This window comes from Streptomyces sp. A1136 (assembly GCF_004795055.1).
Classification (GTDB): domain Bacteria; phylum Actinomycetota; class Actinomycetes; order Streptomycetales; family Streptomycetaceae; genus Streptomyces.
The window spans coordinates 282,025-303,279 of record NZ_SSBJ01000002.1 but is presented as its reverse complement, the minus strand read 5'-3'; the positions used below and the strand labels follow the sequence as shown (position 1 = coordinate 303,279).

The following is a 21,255-nucleotide window of genomic DNA, read 5'->3' as shown; positions in this document are numbered from 1 at the left end:
ACTACCCGGTCATCCTCGGCGGGGCGGCCCTGACCCGCGCCTACGTCGAACAGGACCTCCACGAGATCTACGAGGGCGAAGTCCGCTACGCCCGCGACGCCTTCGAGGGCCTGCGCCTCATGGACGCCCTGATCGCGGTCAAGCGCGGTGTGCCCGGCGCCGAACTCCCGCCGCTCAAGCAGCGCCGCGTCGCCAAGCGCGACACCCCGCCGGCCCAGGTCGAGGAGCCCGAGGAGCCGGGCGGCCGCTCCGACGTCGCCGTCGACAACCCCGTCCCCACCCCGCCGTTCTGGGGCACCCGCGTCGTCAAGGGCATCCCGCTCAAGGACTACGCCTCCTGGCTGGACGAGGGCGCCCTCTTCAAGGGCCAGTGGGGCCTGAAGCAGGCCCGCGCCGGCGGAGCGACGTACGAGGAACTCGTCGAGTCCGAGGGCCGGCCGCGACTGCGCGGCCTGCTGGAGAAGCTCCACACCGAGAACCTGCTCGAAGCGGCCGTCGTGTACGGCTACTTCCCCTGCGTCTCCAAGGGCGACGACCTGATCATCCTTGACGAGCAGGGCAACGAGCGGACCCGCTTCACCTTCCCGCGCCAGCGTCGTGGACGCCGCCTGTGCCTCGCCGACTTCTTCCGCCCCGAGGAATCCGGCGAGACCGACGTGGTCGGCCTCCAGGTCGTCACCGTCGGCTCGAAGATCGGCGAGGCCACCGCCAAGCTGTTCGAGTCCGACTCCTACCGCGAGTACCTGGAGCTCCACGGCCTGTCCGTCCAGCTCGCCGAGGCCCTCGCCGAGTACTGGCACGCCCGCGTCCGCGCCGAACTCGGCTTCGGCGGCGAGGACCCGACCAAGGTCGAGGACATGTTCGACCTCAAGTACCGCGGCGCCCGCTTCTCCCTCGGCTACGGCGCCTGCCCCGACCTGGAGGACCGCGCCAAGATCGCCGACATGCTCCGCCCCGAGCGCATCGGCGTCCACCTCTCGGAGGAGTTCCAGCTCCACCCGGAGCAGTCCACCGACGCCATCGTCATCCACCACCCCGAAGCGAAGTATTTCAACGCACGCTGACGCAGACCGGCGTACACTGGTCGGTCCCATACAGGCCGGTCACCTGTTCCCCCCGGGCACGCCCGGGGAGCGCGGTGACCGGCCTTCTCGTCCCCTCCGAGAGGTGTGCGCATGACCAGCACCGTTCCCGCCGCCGTCACCCGTACGACCGACGGTTCGGCCCTGCAGGCGGTACTGCTGGACATGGACGGCACCCTCGTCGACACCGAGGGGTTCTGGTGGGAGATCGAGGAGGAGATCTTCCGCGAGCTCGGCCACCGGCTGGAGGAGGCCTGGCGCGACATCGTCGTCGGCGGCCCCATGAGCCGCAGCGCCGCCTTCCTGATCGAGTCCACCGGCGCCGCCATCGAACTCGCCGAGCTGAGCGTCCTCCTCAACGAGCGCTTCGAGGCGCGGATCGCCGACCAGGTGCCCCTGATGCCCGGCGCCGAGCGGCTGCTGTCCGAGCTGGCCCGGCACAACGTGCCCACCGCCCTCGTCTCCGCCTCGCACCGCCGGGTCATCGACCAGGTGCTGCTCACCCTCGGCCGCGACCGCTTCACCATGACGGTCGCCGGTGACGAGGTGCCCCGGACCAAGCCGCACCCCGACCCGTACCTCCTCGCCGCCCAGGCCCTCGGCGCGCACCCCTCGCGCTGCGCCGTGATCGAGGACACCGCCACGGGCGTCGCCGCGGCCGAGGCCGCCGGATGCCGGGTGGTGGCCGTACCCTCCGTGGGCCTGATCCCGGCCGCCCCCGGCCGCACCATCGTCCGTTCCCTGGAGGAAGTGGACCTCGCGTTCCTGCGCTCGCTCATCACTCCGATGAACTGAACGCGCACGCTGCGTACCGAACAGAAGCAGGCGCCGCGAGCGGTCGGCGGGAGATTCTTCCGCCGGGTGAGCCGGAGGCCGAAATTCCATCCCCGTGCGGGCAGTTGCCGCGGGTGAGCTTGGTCACCCGGCGGAACCGTTCCGAGCCCTTGCGCACGCCCCGAACCGTTCCGTTGTGTCCGGATTGATCAGCTCCTGACCCCCTCTGCGCCCACTCTGGCACGAACGGTCAGTCCGCGCCCATAACCGTCCGGTTACGCCCCAACTCCTGCCAGTTCCAGCCATCCCGTCCCAGGCCACTAATGTCGACGCCGGGCACCGCGCCGCACCTCAGCCGGACCGGACACACACCCCTGTGCCGGTACGGCGTGGACCGATCGTCACACACCGGCCCGATCGTTCCGCCCTGAACGGGCGACCGTCGCGAAGTGCCCTCGAAGCCGCTTTGAGCAAGTGCCGGGTGAGGGAGTACTTCCAGCATGAACCGCAAGACCATGGTGCTGACGGCCGCGATAGGCCTGCTCACCCCCGCGCTGTCCGCGTGCGGCAGCGCGAGCGGAGGAGGAGCGGCCTCCGGGGGCATCGTCGTCGGTACCACCGACCGGTTCGAAGCCGCCGACTACGCCCCCGCCCCCTTCGACCCCGCCTACGCCTACGACGCCGGCGCCTGGAACGTCCTGCGCCAGACCGTCCAGACGCTGATGCACACCCCCCGCGGCGGCGGGCGCCCGGTCCCCGAAGCGGCCTCCGACTGCCGCTTCACCGACAGCGGCAACGAAAGCTACCGCTGCACCCTGCGCCCCGGACTCACCTTCGCGAGCGGTGACCCGCTGACGGCCAAGGACGTCAAGTTCTCCATCGACCGCGTCCTCGCCATCAAGGCCGAGAACGGTCCTTCCTCGCTGCTCTCCACCATCGACACCGTCGAGGCCAAGAGCGCCGACACCGTCGTCTTCCACCTCAAGACCGCGGACGCGACCTTCCCGTACAAGCTCTCCACCCCTGCCGCCGGCATCGTCAGCGCCAAGGACTACGACGCCAAGAAGCTCCGCCCCGGCTTCGTCGTCGACGGCTCGGGCCCCTACACGATGAAGCCCGAAGTCAAGGGAAACCAGCTCGTCCGCGCGGTCTTCACCAAGAACCCGCACTACAAGGGTGACATCAAGCTCCAGAACGACAAGGTCGAGCTGCGCTCCTTCGCCGACTCCGAGAGCATGGGCAAGGCGCTGCGCGACGGCGCCGTCCAGATGGTCTCCCGCACCCTGTCGCCCGCCCAGATCACCGCCTTCTCCGCGAAGCCGCCCAAGGGCGTCAAGCTGGTCCCGCTGCCCGGCCTGGAGATCCGCTACCTCGGCTTCAACACCGACGCCCCCGTCGTCAAGGACAAGGCCGTCCGGCAGGCCCTCGCCGCCGCAGTCGACCGCAACGCCCTCATCGACAAGGTCTACGGCAAGGCCGCGCAGCCCCTGTACTCACTGGTCCCCACCACCGTCACGGGACACGTGAACTCCTTCTTCAACAAGTACGGCGAGGCCAACACCGCCAAGGCCGCCGACCTGTTGCGCGGCGCCGGGATCAAGACCCCCGTCAAGCTCACCCTCAACTACACCACCGACCACTACGGTGACGGCACCGCCGCCGAGTTCGACGAACTCAAGACGCAGCTGAACTCCACCCAACTGTTCGACGTCACCGTCCAGGGCAACGCCTGGGCCGACTACCGGCCCGCGCAGAAGAAGGGCGACTACGCCGCCTACGGGCTCGGCTGGTTCCCCGACTACCCGGACGCCGACAACTTCCTCGCCCCGTTCCTGGAGCAGGACAACTTCCTGGGCACGCCGTACGCCAACGCCGCCGTACGCACCAGACTCATCCCCGAATCCCGGCGCGCGGCCGACCGCACGGTCGCCGTACCCGCGATCACGGAGATGCAGGACATCGTCGCCGACGACGTCCCCGTCCTGCCCCTGTGGCAGGGCAAGCAGTACGTCGCCGCACGCGACGAGATCACCGGGGCGGAGTGGTCGGTCAACGCCATCTCCGACCTCCAGCTGTGGGAACTCGGCCGGGGCGTCGGCGGCTGAGCAAGGCACCAGCCGGCAGCGGGTGTCGCGGGCCGGCGCAACGGAACAGTACGACTGTGAAGGACGTTCGCGTGATGAGACGTAACCATTGGTTGGCAGCCCCGCTCGGCGCCGCAACCGCCGCCGCGCTGCTGAGCGGTTGCGGGTCGCAGGATGGCTCTGCCGCAGGCAGCGGCAAGGGCGTTGTCATGGGAATATCCGACAAGGTGAAGTCCATCGACCCCGCATCGGGCTACGACCCGGGTTCCTGGCTCCTCTTCAACAACGTCTTCCAGTCGTTGCTGACCTTCCCCAAGGGCGGCACCACCCCCGAGCCCGACGCCGCCCAGACCTGTGGCTTCGAAGGCGCCGACAGCAAGCTCTACAAGTGCGTCCTGCGCGCCGGGCTGAAGTTCAGCAACGGCGACAGCCTCACCTCCAAGGACGTCAAGTACTCCTTCGAGCGAACCCTGAAGATCAACGACGCCAACGGCCCCGCCGTCATGCTCTCCTCGATCGCCGGCATCGACACCCCCGACGCGAAGACCGTCGTCTTCCGCCTCAAGACCTCCGACGCGACCTTCCCCAGCAAGATCGCGGCCGGCGCCGGCGCCATCGTCGACCACACCCAGTACCCGGCCGACAAGCTGCGCACCGACGGCAAGGCCACCGGCTCCGGCGTCTACAAGCTCGACTCCATCAGCGACAAGAGCGCCAACTTCTCGGTCAACGACTCCTACAGCGGCAAGGCCAAGCCGAAGAACACCGGCGTGACCCTGAAGTTCTTCAACGACGACCAGGCCGCCCTGAAGCGGGTCCTGGAAAGCGGCGATGTCGACTTCGCGTTCCGCGGCCTCGCCGCCAGGGACATCGCCACCCTCGCCAACAAGACCGGCGATCAGAAGGTCGAAGTCGTCCAGGGCACCGGCGCCGAAGTCCAGCACCTGGTCTTCAACATGAACGACCCGGTCGCCGGCAAGCTCCCCGTCCGCAAGGCCATCGCCTACCTCGTCGACCGCGAAGCGATCATCAAGCAGGTCTACGACGGCACCGCCACCTCCCTGTACTCCGTCGTCCCCGCCGGCATCGCCTCCCACAACACCGCCTTCTTCGACCGCTACGGCGGCAGCCCCCAGGTCGAGAAGGCCAAGAACGCGCTGCGCGCCGCCAACCTCACCGGCAAGGTGAAGCTCACCCTGTACTCGACGCCCACCCGCTACGGGCCGGCCACCGACCAGGAACTGCAGCTCATCGCCAAGCAGCTCAACGAGAGCGGCCTCTTCGAAGCCGACGTCAAGTCCGTCGAGTTCGAGCAGTACGAGAAGGACATCGAAGCCGGCAAGTACGGCGTCTACGTGAAGGGCTGGGTGCCCGACTACCCGGACGCCGACAACTTCACCCAGCCGTTCTTCGGCCCGGACAACGTCCTGCACAACAACTACGACAACAAGGAGATCAGCGGGACCATCATCCCCTCGACCTCCGCGAAGTCCGACCGCACCTCCGCCACCACCGACTTCACCCGGCTCCAGGACATCGTCGCCGACGAGATCCCGCTGCTCCCGCTCTGGCAGGGCAAGCAGTACGCCGTCACCCGGCAGAACGTCACCGGCCTCCAGTGGTCGCTCGACGCCTCGACCGTCTTCCGCTTCTGGGAGATCAGCAAGGGCTGAGGCACGCACGCGAACGGGCCGGCGACCGCGTCACGCGGCTGCCGGCCCGTCGCCGTCCACGGCCGGGGGCTACTGCGCGCCCGGGCGGACCAGACCGCTCTCGTACGCGTACACGGCGGCCTGGACCCGGTCGCGCAGGCCCAGCTTCGTCAACAGGTGCCCGACATGCGTCTTCACCGTGGTCTCGCTGACGAACAGGTCCGCCGCGATCTCCGTGTTCGACAGGCCCCGGGCCACCAGCTTGAGCACCTCCACCTCGCGCTCCGTCAGCGTGCCCAAGGTGTCCGGGACACTCTCCGCGCCCGACGGCAGGTGCCCCGCGTACTTGTCGAGCAGCCGCCGCGTGATGCTCGGCGCCAGCATCGCCTCGCCGCCCGCCACCACCCGGATCGCCTGCACCAGCTCGTTCGCCGGGGCGTCCTTCAACAGGAAGCCGCTCGCCCCCGCCCGCAGCGCCTCCACCACGTACTCGTCCAGATCGAACGTGGTCAGCACCAACACCTTCGCCGGCCCGTCCCGCCCCGGCCCCGTGATCTGCCGGGTCGCCTCCACCCCGTCCATCCGAGGCATCCGGATGTCCATCAGCACCACGTCGGGCTGGAGCGCCCGCACCTGCTCCAGTGCCTGGAGACCGTCCCCGGCCTCACCGACCACCGCCAGATCCGGCTCCGCCTCCAAGATCATCCGGAAGCCGGTGCGCAACAGCGGTTGGTCATCGACCAGCAGGACGCGGATCGCCACAGGGATACCTCATCTTCGACATCTTCGAACGGCGGCTTCGGCGGGCCCCGCCATTCTGCCCTGACCCGGCGATCAGGACGCCCCGGGTCCCGCCGCCTCGGCGTCCGCCCTCGAAACGGCCTGCGCCTCCGCCCTCGAAACGATCTCCAGCGGGTACACCGGGGGAGTCCCGCCGAACTCGGGACACAACGCCTGATGATCACACCAGCCGCACAGCTTCGTCGGCCGCGGGCGCCACACACCCGTCTCCGTCGCCTCCACGATCGCGTCCCACAACGCCAGCAGCTTGCGCTCCACCCGCTCCAGGTCCGCCACCACCGGGTCGTACGTCAACACGTCGCCGCTGCCCAGGTACACCAACTGCAACCGCCGGGGCACCACCCCCTTCAGGCGCCACACCACCAACGCGTAGAACTTCATCTGGAACAGGGCGCCCTCCGCGTACTCCGACCGCGGCGCCTTGCCCGTCTTGTAGTCCACGATCCGGACCTCGCCCGTCGGCGCCACGTCCACCCGGTCGATGATCCCGCGCAGCCGCAGCCCCGACTCCAGTTCCGTCTCCACGAAGAACTCCCGCTCCACCGGCTCCAGCCGCGTCGGGTCCTCCAGGGTGAACCACCGCTCCACCAGCGCCTCGGCCTCCGTCAGCCAGCGCGCCAGCGCCTCGCCCTCGTCACCCGCCGGGAACAGATCCGTCAGCTCCGGCCTGGACTCCAGCAACCGGTCCCACTGCGCCGGGATCAACGCCTTCGCCCTCGGCGCCGTCCGCTCGTGCGCGGGATGGTCGAAGAGCCGCTCCAACACCGCGTGCACCAGCGTCCCCCGCGTCGCGGCGGCACTGGGCTTCTCCGGCAACTTGTCGATCACCCGGAACCGGTACAGCAGCGGACACCGCATGAAATCGCCGGCCCGCGAAGGGGACAGCGAAGCAGGCCGCACCGCGCCCGCCGGCCCATCGGGCGCGGCGTCGGCATCGGCGGCGGCCACGCCGGGAACAGGACCGGGGCTCGTCGTCATGCGTAAAACCCTACGACCCGCCACCGACAGCACGCGCATACCATCGACTCGAAGCCCCCTCGCACTGCATGATCAGAGCATCACACCGCGCTACCGCCCCACGACCCACCCGCACAGTGCCGGGCCCCACACCCCACACACCACCCGGCGGACCGCCCCCCGGACAGCACCGAACGAAGGACAGCCGTGCCAGACACCGACGAAACCGGCGAGCGCGCACCCAAGCGCTCCGACCCGGGCGGCGGGCTCCTCATGGGTCGCCCCTTCGGCGTCCCCGTCTACGTCTCGCCCAGCTGGTTCCTCGTGGCGGCACTCATCACCTGGGTCTTCGGCGACCAGCTCGACCGCGTCCTGCCCGAACTCGGACCGGCCCGCTACCTCGTCGCCCTCTTCTTCGCCCTGGCCTTCTACGCCTCCGTGCTGGTCCACGAACTCGCGCACACGGTCGCCGCCCTGCGCTTCCGCCTGCCCGTACGCCGCATCCGGCTCCAGTTCTTCGGCGGCGTCTCCGAGATCGAGAAGGAAGCCGAGACCCCCGTCCGCGAATTCGTCCTCGCCTCGGTCGGCCCCCTCCTCTCCCTCCTCCTCGCCGGAGCCTTCTACCTCGGCATGGAAGCCGTCGACGCCCCCACCGTCCCCGGCGTCCTCCTCGCCGGCCTCATGATCTCCAACCTCCTCGTCGCCGCTTTCAACCTCCTCCCCGGCCTCCCCCTCGACGGCGGCCGCATGCTCCGCGCCGTCATCTGGGGCATCACCGGGAAACCCATGGCCGGCACCGTCACCGCCGCCTGGGTCGGCCGCGGCCTCGCCGTCACCGTCCTCATCGGCCTGCCCCTGGTCACCCAGACCGGGCTCCTCGGCAACCGCGGCCAGGAGATCGGCGGCATGGAAACCGTCATGGACGCCCTCCTCGCCGCGATCCTCGCGGCGATCATCTGGACCGGCGCCGGCAACAGTCTGCGCATGGCCCGCCTGCGCCAACACCTCCCCGAACTCCAGGCCCGCGCCCTCACCCGCCGCGCCATCCCCGTCGCGAACGCCACCCCGCTCTCCGAGGCCCTCCGCCGCGCCAACGAAGCCGGAGCCCGCGCCCTCGTCGTCGTCGACGGCCAAGGCGACCCCACCGCCATCGTCCGCGAAACGGCCATCGCCTCCGTCCCCGAACACCGCCGCCCCTGGATCGCCGTCAGCACCCTCTCCCAAGACCTCACCGAGGGCATGAAGGTTTCGGCCGACCTCACCGGCGAAGACCTCCTCGACCACCTCCGCGCCACCCCCGCCACCGAGTACCTCGTCCTCGAACCCGGCGGCCGCATCTACGGGGTCCTGTCGACCACGGACGTGGAAAAGGCCTTCGTGAAGGCCATGGCGCGGCCCCATCCCTGAAGCCAATACACTGGTCACATGTCCGAACCGACCGGTGCCGCCCGCCGACGCGGGCCCTTCGAGGTCGGGGACCAGGTTCAGCTCACCGACCCCAAGGGCCGCCACTACACGTTCACGCTCGAAGCCGGGAAGAATTTCCACACCCACAAGGGTTCCTTCCCGCACGACGAGCTGATCGGTGCTCCCGAGGGCAGTGTTGTCCGTACCACGGGGAACGTCGCCTACCTCGCGCTGCGCCCCCTGCTCCCCGACTATGTCCTGTCCATGCCCCGCGGTGCCGCCGTGGTCTACCCCAAGGACGCCGGCCAGATCCTGGCCTTCGCCGACATCTTCCCCGGCGCCCGCGTCGTCGAAGCCGGCGTCGGCTCCGGCTCCCTGAGCAGCTTCCTGCTGCGCGCCATCGGCGACCAGGGCATGCTCCACAGCTACGAGCGCCGCGCGGACTTCGCCGAGATCGCGACCGCCAACGTCGAGCGCTACTTCGGCGGCCCCCACCCCGCGTGGCAGCTGACCGTCGGCGACCTCCAGGACAACCTGTCCGACACCGACGTCGACCGCGTCATCCTGGACATGCTCGCCCCCTGGGAGTGCCTGGAGGCCGTCTCCAAGGCCCTCGTGCCCGGCGGCATCCTCTGCTGCTACGTGGCCACCACCACCCAGCTCTCGCGCACCGTCGAGTCCATCCGCGAATTCGGCTGCTACGCCGAACCGCAGCCGTGGGAATCGATGATCCGCAACTGGCACGTCGAAGGCCTCGCCGTCCGCCCGGACCACCGGATGATCGGCCACACCGGCTTCCTCGTCACCGCCCGCCGTCTCGCCGACGGCGTGGAACCCCCGATGCGCCGCCGCCGCCCCTCCAAAGGCGCCTACGGCGAGGACTACGAGGGCCCGGGCAGCCAGAGCCGCGGCGGCGACCGCGACTGACCCACCGGCCCGCGCCCGTCCGGGGCGACCCCAACACGAAAGCGCTGTGGCGCAGTTCCCCCACCGAGACGGGAACTGCGCCACAGCGCCTTTTCGTTGACGGGGACGGCAGCGCCGGCCGCCGCCGACATCGGCCCGGACCCACCCGTTCCACCCCGGTGTGAGGTGTGGCACGATGCTGGCACCGCGTCACCCTTCGCACAGGAGACACCCCGCGTGCTGCACAGCCCCACCGAGCCGGCCCCCGAACTGGACACCCTGGCCCACGGTGGCGCCAGACCCATCCACTGGGTCGCCACGGCCGCCGCCATGGCCGCGGTCGTAGCCGGCGCGGGCCTCCTCCAGCCGGAGCCCGCCACGGGGGCGTCGGTCACCGCCACCGCCGCGGCGGCGCCCGCGGGCCCCCCGGCGGCCGCCCCCGACGCGCACGCCGTCACCTACCCGCTGGACTGCAAGGGCATTCCGCAGGCCGTCACGGCCACCGCCCAGGGCGACCTCGACGGCGACGGACGCCCCGAAACCGTGGCCGCCGTCCGCTGCGACGCGGGCTCCGGCACGCCGCCCCACGCCCTCTACGTCCTCACCGCAGACAAGGCCCCGGGCGCCGGGCCCCGCGTGGTGGCCACCCTGCTCGAAGCGGGCCGCCGACAGACCGTCACCGATCTCACCATCGGCGACCGCACCGTGACGGCGCGTCTCCACGGCTACTCCTCGCCGGCGGTCCCGCGCTACAGCCCCGATGTCGAACAGCTCGCCAAGTGGCGTTGGACGGGCGGAAAATTCAGCCAGGAGCTTACCGACTCACGCCCAGGGAGCGTTTGAACCGTCACTCCGCGTCAGGGCCGTACACCTCGACCCCGTCCGAAACGCGGCGAACGTGAATGCAGTCACCCGGGCACTCCTTCGCCGAATCGGCCACGTCCCGCAGCAGCGTCAGCGGAACCGGAGTCGTCGCCCCCGGGTCCTGGAGGAGCTCGTCCTCCGCGCTCTTCACGTACGCCAAACCGTCGATGTCCAGCTCGAACACCTCCGGGGCGTACTGCACGCAGATCCCGTCGCCGGTGCACAGGTCCTGGTCGATCCACACCTCCAGCGACGCTTGCGCCTCGCCGGCGCCGGCCGTCCGGTCGGAGGTTCCCTCCTGCTGCACGGTCATATCTCCTGCCGTTCCCTGCACTGAGTGATCCATCCCGGTCACAACTCGCGACAAGTCGCGCGGGCCCTGACGGGTGTTGAACGCTTCGACCTTACAACCGGCTGCTTTCCGATGCTGCTGGGTGGGTATTTCCTTGGCGAGAGGGAGTACGCAAGGGTGAAGATCGGACACACCCCTACCGTCTTTGTGATCTAGGGGTTTCAATCACCACCAGCCCAGGTAGGGTCAGGAAGCGTCCAGCTCCCCTTGGAGGAGGTGAGGACCGTGGCAGCCCACGACGACGACATCAACCGCGGCATCCGGCCCGGGCGAGGGTCCGAGGACCCCGCCGGCCAGGTTGCCTATCTCGAGCAGGAAATCGCCGTCCTGCGACGCAAGCTCGCCGACTCTCCGCGTCACACGAGGATTCTCGAAGAGCGGATCGTCGAGCTCCAGACGAATCTGGCCGGCGTATCCGCGCAGAACGAACGACTGGCGAATACCCTCCGTGAGGCCCGTGACCAGATCGTGGCCCTCAAGGAGGAAGTCGACCGGCTCGCGCAGCCGCCGGCCGGCTTCGGTGTCTTCCTGCAAGCCAACGAGGACGGCACCGTCGACATCTTCACCGGAGGGCGAAAACTCCGCGTGAACGTCAGCCCCAGCGTCGACCCGGAAGAGCTCCGGCGCGGCCAGGAGGTCATGCTCAACGAAGCGCTCAACGTGGTCGAGGCCATGGAATTCGAGCGCGCCGGGGACATCGTCACCCTCAAGGAGATCCTCGAGGACGGCGAGCGCGCCCTGGTCATCGGGCACACCGACGAGGAACGGGTGGTGAGGCTCGCCGAGCCGCTCCTGGACATCACCATCCGCCCCGGCGACGCCCTGCTCCTCGAACCACGCTCCGGCTACGTCTACGAAGTGGTCCCCAAGAGCGAGGTCGAAGACCTCGTCCTCGAAGAGGTCCCGGACATCGACTACGACAAGATCGGCGGCCTGGGCGACCAGATCGAACTGATCCGCGACGCGGTCGAACTCCCCTACCTCTACCCCGACCTCTTCAAGGAGCACGAACTGCGCCCGCCGAAGGGCATCCTGCTCTACGGTCCCCCCGGCTGCGGCAAGACGCTCATCGCCAAGGCCGTCGCCAACTCCCTTGCCAAGAAGGTCGCCGAGGTCACCGGCCGACCCACCGGGAAGTCCTACTTCCTCAACATCAAGGGCCCCGAACTCCTCAACAAGTACGTCGGCGAGACCGAGCGGCACATCCGCCTCGTCTTCCAACGCGCACGCGAGAAGGCGAGCGAAGGCACCCCCGTCATCGTCTTCTTCGACGAGATGGAATCCCTCTTCCGCACCCGCGGATCGGGCGTCAGCTCGGACGTGGAGAACACCATCGTCCCCCAGCTGCTCGCCGAGATCGACGGCGTGGAAGGCCTGGAGAACGTCATCGTCATCGGCGCCTCCAACCGCGAGGACATGATCGACCCGGCCATCCTGCGCCCCGGCCGCCTCGATGTGAAGATCAAGATCGAGCGTCCGGACGCCGAGGCCGCGAAGGACATCTTCGCGAAGTACCTCAAGGCCTCCCTGCCCCTGCACACGGACGACCTGTCCGAACACCAGGGATCCACGGCCGGCACCGTCCACAGCATGATCCAGACGGTCGTCGAGCAGATGTACGCCGAAACCGAGGAAAACCGCTTCCTCGAGGTCACGTACGCCAACGGCGACAAGGAAGTCCTCTACTTCAAGGACTTCAACTCCGGAGCCATGATCCAGAACATCGTGGACCGGGCCAAGAAGATGGCGATCAAGGCCTTCCTCGAACACAACCAGAAGGGCCTGAGGGTCGCCCACCTCCTCCAGGCCTGCGTGGACGAGTTCAAGGAGAACGAGGACCTGCCCAACACCACCAACCCGGACGACTGGGCCCGAATCTCCGGAAAGAAGGGCGAGCGGATCGTATTCATCCGCACGCTCGTCACCGGAAAGCAAGGCGCGGACACCGGACGCTCCATCGACACGGTGGCAAACACCGGTCAGTACCTCTGACAAAGCGGGGCGGCTGCGGATGTCCCGACCGGGGCGCCCGCAGCCGACCGCTTTACCGACTGCTTTTCCAGCCGGTGGCAGGACAAATTCAATGACCGAAATGATCTCCCCACCAGCGCGGAGTGGTTCTAGGCTCTTCCGTACCGCAGGTCGCGCAGTGCGGGGACGGACGCCGCACACGACGCATCGGAGCACCAGCGGTACTTGAGCGCCGCTCCCGAACGGGAGCGCCGCCGGGCAAGGAGGGCCGCATGACCGTACGGCGAGTAATGGGGATCGAGACGGAGTACGGGATCTCCGTCCCGGGACACCCGAACGCCAATGCCATGCTCACCTCGTCCCAGATCGTCAACGCCTACGCGGCGGCGATGCACCGGGCGCGCCGAGCCCGCTGGGACTTCGAGGAGGAGAACCCGCTGCGGGACGCCCGCGGCTTCGACCTCGCCCGCGAGGCCGCCGACAACAGCCAGCTGACCGACGAGGACATCGGCCTCGCCAACGTGATCCTCACCAACGGCGCCCGCCTCTACGTCGACCACGCCCACCCCGAATACAGCTCTCCCGAGATCACCAACCCGCTCGACGCCGTCCTCTGGGACAAGGCGGGCGAACGGATCATGGCCGAGGCCGCCGAACGCGCCGCCCAGCTCCCCGGCGCGCAACCCATCCACCTCTACAAGAACAACACCGACAACAAGGGCGCCTCCTACGGCACGCACGAGAACTACCTGATGAAGCGGGAGACCCCCTTCTCGGACATCGTGCGCCACCTGACCCCCTTCTTCGTCTCCCGCCAGGTCGTCACCGGCGCCGGTCGCGTCGGCATCGGCCAGGACGGCCGCGACCACGGCTTCCAGATCAGCCAGCGCGCCGACTACTTCGAAGTCGAGGTCGGCCTGGAGACCACCCTCAAGCGCCCCATCATCAACACGCGCGACGAGCCGCACTCCGACGCCGAGAAGTACCGCCGCCTCCATGTGATCATCGGCGACGCCAACCTCTCGGAGATCTCCACCTACCTGAAACTGGGCACGACCGCGCTGGTCCTGTCCATGATCGAAGACGGTTTCATCAACGTCGACCTCGCCGTCGACCAGCCCGTGCGCACCCTCCACCAGGTCTCCCACGACCCCGACCTCCGGCACCTCATCACGCTGCGCAGCGGTCGGACACTCACCGCCGTGCAACTGCAGATGGAGTACTTCGAGCTGGCCCGCAAGTACGTGGACGAGCGGTTCGGGACGGACGCGGACGAGCAGACCAAGGACGTCCTCACTCGGTGGGAGGACGTCCTGGGCCGGCTGGAGACCGACCCGATGAGCCTGTCGGGGGAGCTCGACTGGATCGCGAAGCGAGAGCTGCTGGAGGGCTACCGCAGGCGCGACGGCCTCGACTGGGACGCCGCCCGGCTCCACCTGGTGGACCTCCAGTACGCGGACGTACGCCCGGAGAAGGGCCTCTACAACCGCCTGGTGGCCCGCGGCAAGATGAAGCGGCTGCTGGAGGAGCCGGCGGTGGAGCGGGCCGAGGGCAAGCCCCCGGAGGACACCCGGGCCTACTTCCGGGGCCGGTGCCTGGAGCAGTACGCCGACGACGTGGCGGCGGCCTCCTGGGACTCGGTGATCTTCGACCTGCCGGGCCACGACTCCCTCCAGCGCGTGCCCACGCTGGAGCCCCTGCGGGGGACACGGGCGCACGTGAAGGAGCTCCTGGACCGCTGCCGCACGGCGGAGGACCTGGTGCGGGTGCTGTCGGGGCGCTGAGCGGGCGCCGAACGCTTTCCGGACCCCGGGCGGGGCTGAAAGGGCCCCGTTTTGGGAATCATGGGAACACCCGGACGTTGTGAAAGTGCGGGGACGAATGTCGGGCCCTCCTTGTAGGGTCCGACATAAGGTCTGATCTTGGGAGTGGTCCCGGTCCGGGACCACTCGACGTGAGCGTGCGAACCGAGCGGGGTGAGGTAGACATGGCGACCAAGGACACCGGCGGCGGACAGCAGAAGGCGACGCGCTCGACCGAGGAGGTCGAGGAGGCCGCGGTCGAGGAATCGACCGACCTCAAGGAACGCCAGGAGAAGCTCTCCGACGACGTCGACTCGGTACTTGACGAGATTGACGATGTACTTGAGGAGAATGCTGAGGATTTCGTTCGGAGTTTCGTACAAAAAGGCGGCGAATAGCCTTCGAATCTGAGGTGAAGCCGCCAGAGTTACCTGCATCAGTGGAACGAAGTGGTGCCGCGGCTGCGGCCGGGACGTGCCGTTAAGCGGTTCGCCTCAGACCGCAATCGCGGGGATGGCTTGCAACCGCGTTGCCGGGAGTGCGTAGCGTCCTACGGGGCGCAGCACTACCGGCGTCGTCAGGCGGCGATGGGCGGAGTCGTCAAGGAGAAGGTAGAGGTTCCGGCAGGGTGGAAGCTGTGCCGACAGGGCGGTGAGGTCAAGCGGCACAGTGAATGGCACAAGAACGCCACAGCCTCGGACGGGCTGTCCACACGGTGCAAGGCCTGCCGAGCCATCCAGGGCCGGGCGGGTCACCTCAAGCGTTCCCACGGCATCACCGAGGAGGAGCGCGACCTGATGATCGCAGCGCAAGGGGGCCTCTGCGGGATCTGCCAAGAGGCTCCTGCGGAGCACGTTGATCACGATCATCAGACGGGTAAGGTCCGAGGCGTACTGTGCTTCAGCTGTAACGCCGCACTGGGGCAGTTCAAGGATCGGCCGGACGTCATACGGCGTGCAGCCGCTTACGTGGAAGGAAACCTGTGGAACCCAACACTCGTAGCACAGGGCGTCTACCGGCAGCCTTCCTGACGCCGGGGTCCTCGTCCTTCATGGACTTCCTGGGGGCGCACTCGCCCGAGATGCTGCCGGGCAACCGGAAGCTGCCCGAGGGCGTCGTCGAGGCGCCGCACGGGACGACCATCGTGGCCGTCACCTTCCCCGGCGGGGTCGTGCTCGCCGGTGACCGGCGGGCGACCATGGGGAACATGATCGCGCAGCGGGACATCGAGAAGGTGTTCCCGGCCGACGAGTACTCCGCCGTCGGCATCGCCGGCACGGCGGGTCTCGCCGTGGAGATGGTGAAGCTGTTCCAGCTGGAGCTGGAGCACTTCGAGAAGGTGGAGGGGACGACCCTCTCCCTGGAGGGCAAGGCGAACCGGCTCTCGACCATGATCCGGAGCAATCTGGGGATGGCTATGCAGGGGCTGGCCGTCGTGCCGCTGTTCGCGGGGTACGACGAGGCCAAGGAGAAGGGGCGGATCTTCTCGTACGACGTGACCGGCGGTCGCTCGGAGGAGCACGGGTTCGCCGCGACCGGTTCGGGCTCGATCTTCGCCAAGGGCTCGATGAAGAAGCTGTACCGTCCCGACCTGACGGAGGAGCAGGCCACCACGCTGGTCGTGCAGGCGCTGTACGACGCCGCTGACGACGACTCGGCGACGGGTGGTCCGGACCTCTACCGTCACATCTATCCCATCGTCACCGTCATCACCGAGGAGGGTTTCCGCAGGCTGAGCGACGACGAGTCGCAGGAAATCGCCCGTACGGTCACCAACCGTCGGCTGGAGCAGCCCGACGGCCCGCGCGCCGCCCTGCTCTGACCATCCGTCGCCCCGTAGGACCCAGAAGAAAGGGACGGACAGCCGGTGTCGACTCCGTTCTATGTGTCACCCCAGCAGGCCATGGCCGACCGGGCGGAATACGCCCGGAAGGGCATCGCCCGCGGTCGCAGCCTTGTCGTGTTGCAGTACGCCGACGGCATCGTGTTCGTCGGCGAGAACCCGTCCCGTGCGCTGCACAAGTTCAGCGAGATCTATGACCGGATCGGCTTCGCGGCCGCCGGCAAGTACAACGAGTACGAGAACCTGCGGATCGGTGGTGTGCGGTACGCGGACCTGCGCGGGTACACCTACGACCGCGATGACGTGACGGCCCGTGGGCTGGCGAACGTGTACGCGCAGACGCTCGGCACCATCTTCTCCAGTGCGGGCGAGAAGCCGTACGAGGTGGAGTTGGTGGTGGCCGAGGTCGGTGCGACGGCCGCGGGGGACCAGATCTACCGGTTGCCGCATGACGGGTCGATCGTGGACGAGCACGGTTCGGTCGCGGTCGGTGGCAACGCCGAGCAGATCAGTACGTTCCTCGACCAGCGGCACCAGGACGGTATGACGCTGTCCGAGGCGCTGAAGTTGGCGGTGCAGGCGCTGTCGAGTCAGGCGAACGGCGCGGACAAGTCGATCCCGGCCGAGCGGTTGGAGGTCGCGGTGCTGGACCGGACGCGGCCGCAGCAGCGGAAGTTCAAGCGGATCAGGGGCCGGCAGTTGGCGCGGCTGTTGGAGGCGGACGTACCGGCGGCGGCGCAGGCCGACGCGGTGTCCAATGACGAGGGTCCGGAGGACGACGCGGAGTAGTGCGTTCCGGGGAGCCCCGGTCCGCCCGTGAGGGTGGGTCGGGGCTTTTCGCGTGCCGGGGCTCTCGCGTGCCGGGGGTTTCGCGTGTGCGGCTCTCTCGCGCCTTCAGGCCGTGGGGGCCGGGCCGGAGGAGTCGCGGACGACGAGTTCGACGGGGATGTCGGGGGCGGACCAGTCGGTGCCTTCGAGGACGGCCAGTAGGGCGGCCATGCCCTGGCGGCCGACGCGTTCGGCGGGCAGGCGGACGGTGGTGAGTTCGGGTTCGACGGCGGTGGCGAGGGCCAGGTCGTCGAAGCCGGTGACGGAGAGGTCGTCGGGGACGCGCAGGCCGAGGCGGCGGGCGGCCTTGCAGGCGCCGGCGGCGAGGATGTCGTCGTCGCAGACGACGGCGGTGGGACGGGGGCCGGGGCCGGTGAGGGCGGCTTCGAGGGCGGTGCGGGCGCCGGTGACGGTGAGGGGGGCGCGGACGGTGCGCAGCTCGGCGGGGGCGTGGATGAGGGCGGCGAGGGCGCGGTCGCGGATGTGGAAGGTCCAGGAGTCGACGGCGGAGGCGAGGTGGAGGAAGCGGCGGTGGCCGAGGGCGAGGAGGTGCTCGGCGGTTTGGCGCATGCCGTCGGCCATGGCGAGGTTGACGTGGGCGGCGGCGGTGTGTGAGGCGGGGTCGCTGTCGAGCATGACGAGGGGGAGGCCCTTGCCGCCGATGGCGTCGAGGGCGTCGGCGGCCATGGAGGAGGCGATGACCCCGTCGAGGGCGGCGCGGGCGGAGGCGAAGGGGTCGCGGGCGGGGCCGGTGCCGTCGGGGGAGGGGTAGAGGACGACGCCGAAGCCGTGTTCGGCGGCGACCTGGGCGGCGCCGGTGTAGACGCGGGCGAAGAACTCGTTGGTGAGGGCGGGGACGACGAGGAGGGCGGTGCGCGTGCTGCCGAGGCGGAGGTTGCGGGCGGCGAGGTTGGGGCGGTAACCGATGTGCGCGGCGGTTTCGCGGACGAGGGCGGCGGTGCGTTCGGAGACGCGGCCGCGCCATTTGTCGCCGAGGACCAGGGAGACGGTGGCTTGGGAGACCCCGGCGGCGGTGGCGACGTCCCGGCTGGTGGGTCTCGTCACGCGGGGCTCCTGTTTTCCGAGGTCACGGGGGTGTGGGGGTGGGTCGGGGTGGGGGGTCGTCTGGACTGGCGGGTTGTGGCCATGGTACGTATGGCGAGTCACGTTATACGTATTACTCCGGCTTGTTCCGGGCGGAAAGGGGCGGGACATGGCCGCGGGTTATGCGGAGCTGCTCAGAACCCGGCATGCCGCGAGGCTGCTGGCGGGGACGCTCATAGGGCGACTGCCGAACGCGACCGCGCCGATCGCGATCGTGCTGTTCACCCGGGCGGAGGGTGGCGGCTACAGCCTCGCGGGGGCGTTGGCGGCCGTGTACGGGGTGGCGAACGCGGTGGGGCAGCCGTTGTTGGGCCGGGCCGTGGACATGTACGGGCAGCCGCGGGTGCAGTTGCCGGCGGCCGTGGTCTCGGCGCTGGGCATGGTGTGGCTGGCGCTCGCGGGGACGGGGTCCGTGGCCGTGGCGTTCGCGGCTGTGGTGGTGGCGGGGTTGTTCACGCCGCCGCTGGAGGGGGGTCTGCGGGCGCTGTGGCCTTCGGTACTGGGCGGCAGGGAGGAGCGGGTGCACGCCGCGTACGCGATGGACGCGGTGGCGCAGGAGGTCATGTTCACGGTCGGCCCGCTGCTGGTGACGTTGTTTGTGTCGCTGTGGGACCCGGCGGTCGCGCTGGTGCTGCTGAACGCCATCGGGGTGTTGGGCGCGCTGTCGGTGGTGGTGTCGGAGCCCTCGCGGGCGTGGCGTTCGGCGCCGCGTGAGGCCCATTGGCTGGGCGCCCTGCGTTCGCGTGGTCTGCTGGCGCTGTTGGGCGCGTTCTTCTTCGTGGGTACGGCGCTGGGGTCGATCACGGTGGCGGGCGTGGCGTACGCGGACGGTCATGGTGGTCAGGCGGTCTACGGCCGGTTGATGGCGGCTCTGGGGTTGGGCGCGCTGGTCGGTGGGGTGCTGTACGGGGCCCGGCGGTGGACCGGGGCGCCGGAGCGGCGGCTGCGGCTGTTGGTGGCGTTGCTGGCGGTGTGTTACCTGCCGTTGACGCTGGTGCCGGGGGCGGTGGCGATGACGGCGCTGACGGCGTTGGCGGGGGTGTTCCTGGCGCCCGCGATCGCCTGTGCGTTCATCGTTGTGGACCGGCACGCCCCGGCGGGGACGGTGACGGAGGCGTTCTCCTGGTTGGTGACCTTCTTCGGGGTAGGGGCGGCGATCGGGACGGCGGCGGCCGGTCCGGCGGTGGAACTGGGCGGCACGGCTGCCGGTTTCGGTGTGGCGAGCGTCGCGGGGGGCGCGGCGCTGCTGGTACTGATGGCCACTCAGCGGGTGTTGGCGTCGGTCGGGCCCGGCCGGGCGCCGGCGGGGGCGGTCGCCGACGGAGTGGGGCAGGTCCCGGGGCAGGCCGGCGCGGCCCGTGCGGACGGCGTGTCGGAGCCCTTCGCGGGAAACTGATCGGAACCCCGCTCTCGAACCCGGTTTCAGAACAGGGCAGGAGGCGTAATGTTCAGTCATGGACCGCCGCATTTTCGGGCTGGAGAACGAGTACGGCGTCACGTGCACGTTCAGGGGACAGCGCCGACTGTCACCTGACGAAGTGGCGCGCTACCTCTTCCGCCGTGTCGTGTCATGGGGCCGCAGCAGCAATGTCTTCCTGCGGAACGGCGCCCGCCTCTACCTCGACGTGGGTTCGCATCCGGAATACGCAACACCCGAATGCGACAATCTGACCGAGCTGGTCACTCACGACAAGGCCGGCGAGCGCATTCTCGAAGGCCTGCTCGTCGATGCCGAACGTCGCCTGCACGAGGAGGGGATCGCGGGCGACGTCTATCTCTTCAAGAACAACACCGACTCGGCGGGCAATTCGTACGGCTGCCACGAGAACTACCTGGTGGCCCGGCACGGTGAATTCTCCCGCCTGGCGGACATCCTCATTCCGTTCCTGGTCACGCGCCAGCTGATCTGTGGTGCGGGCAAGGTCCTCCAGACGCCCCGGGGCGCGGTCTACTGCGTGAGTCAGCGCGCCGAGCACATCTGGGAGGGCGTCAGCTCGGCCACGACCCGGTCGCGGCCGATCATCAACACGCGGGACGAGCCGCACGCGGACGCGGAGCGGTACCGCCGGCTGCACGTGATCGTCGGGGACTCCAACATGTCCGAGACGACCATGCTGCTCAAGGTGGGGGCCACGGACCTCGTGCTGCGGATGATCGAGGCGGGGACCGTGATGCGGGACCTGACCCTGGAGAACCCGATCCGGGCGATCCGTGAGGTCAGCCACGACATCACCGGTCAGCGCAAGGTGCGGCTCGCCAGTGGGCGCGAGGCCTCCGCGTTGGAGATCCAGCGCGAGTACTACGACAAGGCCTTGGACTTCGCCGAGCGCCGGGGCATCCGCACGGGTGTCGTGGAGCAGGTGCTGGAGCTGTGGGGCCGTACTCTCGACGCGATCGAGGCGGAGGACCTGGACCGGATCGGGACCGAGATCGACTGGGTCATGAAGTACCAGCTGATCGAGCGGTACCGGGGCAAGCACAACATGACGATGTCCAACCCGCGGGTCGCCCAGATAGACCTCGCCTACCACGACATCCACCGCCGGCGCGGGCTGTACTACCTGTTGGAGCGCAAGGGGCAGGCGGCCCGGATCTGCAACGACCTCAAGATCTTCGAGGGCAAGTCGGTGCCCCCGCAGACGACGAGGGCCAGGCTGCGCGGCGACTTCATCCGCCGGGCGCAGGAGCAGCGGCGGGACTTCACCGTCGACTGGGTGCACCTGAAGCTGAACGACCAGGCGCAGCGCACGGTGCTGTGCAAGGACCCCTTCCGTTCGGTGGACGATCGGGTGGAGAAGCTGATCGCCGGTATGTAGCGTGCCGGTGGG

Annotated in this window: 19 protein-coding genes; 15 read left to right on the top strand and 4 right to left on the bottom strand. The window is 69.2% G+C overall.

The annotated features are described in order from the left end of the window. From E6R62_RS03350 to E6R62_RS03335, 4 genes are all read left to right on the top strand, one after another. Positions 1-1,064, top strand: a 1,064-nt coding sequence (locus E6R62_RS03350; protein WP_276615518.1) for a vitamin B12 dependent-methionine synthase activation domain-containing protein, incomplete at its 5' end; no start/stop codon positions are given. 111 nt (positions 1,065-1,175) lie between these two features. After that, on the top strand, positions 1,176-1,877 hold the full coding sequence (locus tag E6R62_RS03345) for an HAD family phosphatase (protein ID WP_136211142.1): 702 nt from the start codon (positions 1,176-1,178) through the stop codon (positions 1,875-1,877). Positions 1,878-2,356: 479 nt separating this feature from the next. After that, positions 2,357-3,961, top strand: coding sequence for an ABC transporter substrate-binding protein (locus E6R62_RS03340; RefSeq protein ID WP_136211140.1), 1,605 nt, complete (start codon positions 2,357-2,359; stop codon positions 3,959-3,961). A 74-nt stretch (positions 3,962-4,035) separates the two neighbouring features. Further along, on the top strand, positions 4,036-5,613 hold the full coding sequence (locus tag E6R62_RS03335; protein ID WP_136211138.1) for an ABC transporter substrate-binding protein: 1,578 nt from the start codon (positions 4,036-4,038) through the stop codon (positions 5,611-5,613). Between the two features lie 69 nt (positions 5,614-5,682). On the opposite strand, the gene E6R62_RS03330 is transcribed toward E6R62_RS03335, so the two are convergent. Both E6R62_RS03330 and E6R62_RS03325 read right to left on the bottom strand, forming a co-directional pair. Beyond that, on the bottom strand, positions 5,683-6,354 hold the full coding sequence (locus tag E6R62_RS03330; RefSeq protein WP_136211136.1) for a response regulator transcription factor: 672 nt from the start codon (positions 6,352-6,354) through the stop codon (positions 5,683-5,685). 72 nt (positions 6,355-6,426) lie between these two features. Beyond that, a complete protein-coding gene (locus E6R62_RS03325; RefSeq protein WP_206308630.1) occupies positions 6,427-7,371 on the bottom strand; it encodes a RecB family exonuclease in 945 nt (314 codons plus the stop codon). Positions 7,372-7,557: 186 nt separating this feature from the next. Here E6R62_RS03325 and E6R62_RS03320 point away from each other — a divergent pair, with 186 nt between their 5' ends. The 3 genes from E6R62_RS03320 to E6R62_RS03310 all read left to right on the top strand — a co-directional run bounded on the left by E6R62_RS03320 (position 7,558) and on the right by E6R62_RS03310 (position 10,506). Beyond that, positions 7,558-8,757 carry a site-2 protease family protein gene (locus E6R62_RS03320; protein WP_240801444.1) on the top strand — a complete coding sequence of 400 codons (1,200 nt, stop codon included), beginning with the start codon at positions 7,558-7,560 and terminating at the stop codon, positions 8,755-8,757. Positions 8,758-8,775: 18 nt separating this feature from the next. Beyond that, positions 8,776-9,684 (top strand): tRNA (adenine-N1)-methyltransferase, encoded by a 909-nt coding sequence (locus tag E6R62_RS03315; RefSeq protein ID WP_136211133.1) that lies wholly within the window; start codon positions 8,776-8,778, stop codon positions 9,682-9,684. 216 nt (positions 9,685-9,900) lie between these two features. Next, positions 9,901-10,506 carry a hypothetical protein gene (locus E6R62_RS03310; RefSeq protein WP_240801443.1) on the top strand — a complete coding sequence of 202 codons (606 nt, stop codon included), beginning with the start codon at positions 9,901-9,903 and terminating at the stop codon, positions 10,504-10,506. Between the two features lie 4 nt (positions 10,507-10,510). Here the strand turns inward: E6R62_RS03310 and E6R62_RS03305 are convergent, their stop codons facing one another. Further along, complete coding sequence (locus E6R62_RS03305; protein WP_136211131.1) at positions 10,511-10,840, bottom strand: ferredoxin; 330 nt, start codon at positions 10,838-10,840, stop codon at positions 10,511-10,513. 264 nt (positions 10,841-11,104) lie between these two features. Here E6R62_RS03305 and arc point away from each other — a divergent pair, with 264 nt between their 5' ends. From arc to prcA, 6 genes are all read left to right on the top strand, one after another. Next, a complete protein-coding gene (arc, locus tag E6R62_RS03300) occupies positions 11,105-12,871 on the top strand; it encodes a proteasome ATPase (RefSeq protein ID WP_136211129.1) in 1,767 nt (588 codons plus the stop codon). A gap of 251 nt (positions 12,872-13,122) precedes the next feature. Further along, the gene (gene dop, locus E6R62_RS03295; protein ID WP_136211127.1) at positions 13,123-14,634 is read left to right on the top strand and encodes a depupylase/deamidase Dop; all 1,512 of its coding nucleotides are present in this window, start codon (positions 13,123-13,125) and stop codon (positions 14,632-14,634) included. 203 nt (positions 14,635-14,837) lie between these two features. Further along, positions 14,838-15,050 (top strand): ubiquitin-like protein Pup, encoded by a 213-nt coding sequence (locus tag E6R62_RS03290; RefSeq protein ID WP_030233608.1) that lies wholly within the window; start codon positions 14,838-14,840, stop codon positions 15,048-15,050. Between the two features lie 189 nt (positions 15,051-15,239). Then, on the top strand, positions 15,240-15,683 hold the full coding sequence (locus tag E6R62_RS03285; protein ID WP_306432403.1) for an endonuclease VII domain-containing protein: 444 nt from the start codon (positions 15,240-15,242) through the stop codon (positions 15,681-15,683). After that, positions 15,635-16,474 carry a proteasome subunit beta gene (gene prcB / locus E6R62_RS03280; protein ID WP_136211125.1) on the top strand — a complete coding sequence of 280 codons (840 nt, stop codon included), beginning with the start codon at positions 15,635-15,637 and terminating at the stop codon, positions 16,472-16,474. Before E6R62_RS03285 ends, prcB begins: the two co-directional genes overlap by 49 nt. A gap of 45 nt (positions 16,475-16,519) precedes the next feature. Next, positions 16,520-17,284 carry a proteasome subunit alpha gene (gene prcA / locus E6R62_RS03275; protein ID WP_136211123.1) on the top strand — a complete coding sequence of 255 codons (765 nt, stop codon included), beginning with the start codon at positions 16,520-16,522 and terminating at the stop codon, positions 17,282-17,284. Between the two features lie 105 nt (positions 17,285-17,389). Here the strand turns inward: prcA and E6R62_RS03270 are convergent, their stop codons facing one another. Further along, on the bottom strand, positions 17,390-18,388 hold the full coding sequence (locus E6R62_RS03270; protein WP_240801442.1) for a LacI family DNA-binding transcriptional regulator: 999 nt from the start codon (positions 18,386-18,388) through the stop codon (positions 17,390-17,392). A 148-nt stretch (positions 18,389-18,536) separates the two neighbouring features. On the opposite strand from E6R62_RS03270, the gene E6R62_RS03265 reads away from it, so the two are divergent. Both E6R62_RS03265 and pafA read left to right on the top strand, forming a co-directional pair. Then, entirely contained in the window at positions 18,537-19,823 is a 1,287-nt protein-coding gene (locus E6R62_RS03265; RefSeq protein ID WP_240801441.1) for an MFS transporter, read from the top strand. Positions 19,824-19,881: 58 nt separating this feature from the next. Further along, positions 19,882-21,243, top strand: a complete 1,362-nt coding sequence (pafA, locus tag E6R62_RS03260; RefSeq protein ID WP_136211119.1) for a Pup--protein ligase — start codon at positions 19,882-19,884, stop codon at positions 21,241-21,243. Positions 21,244-21,255: the final 12 nt, after the last annotated feature.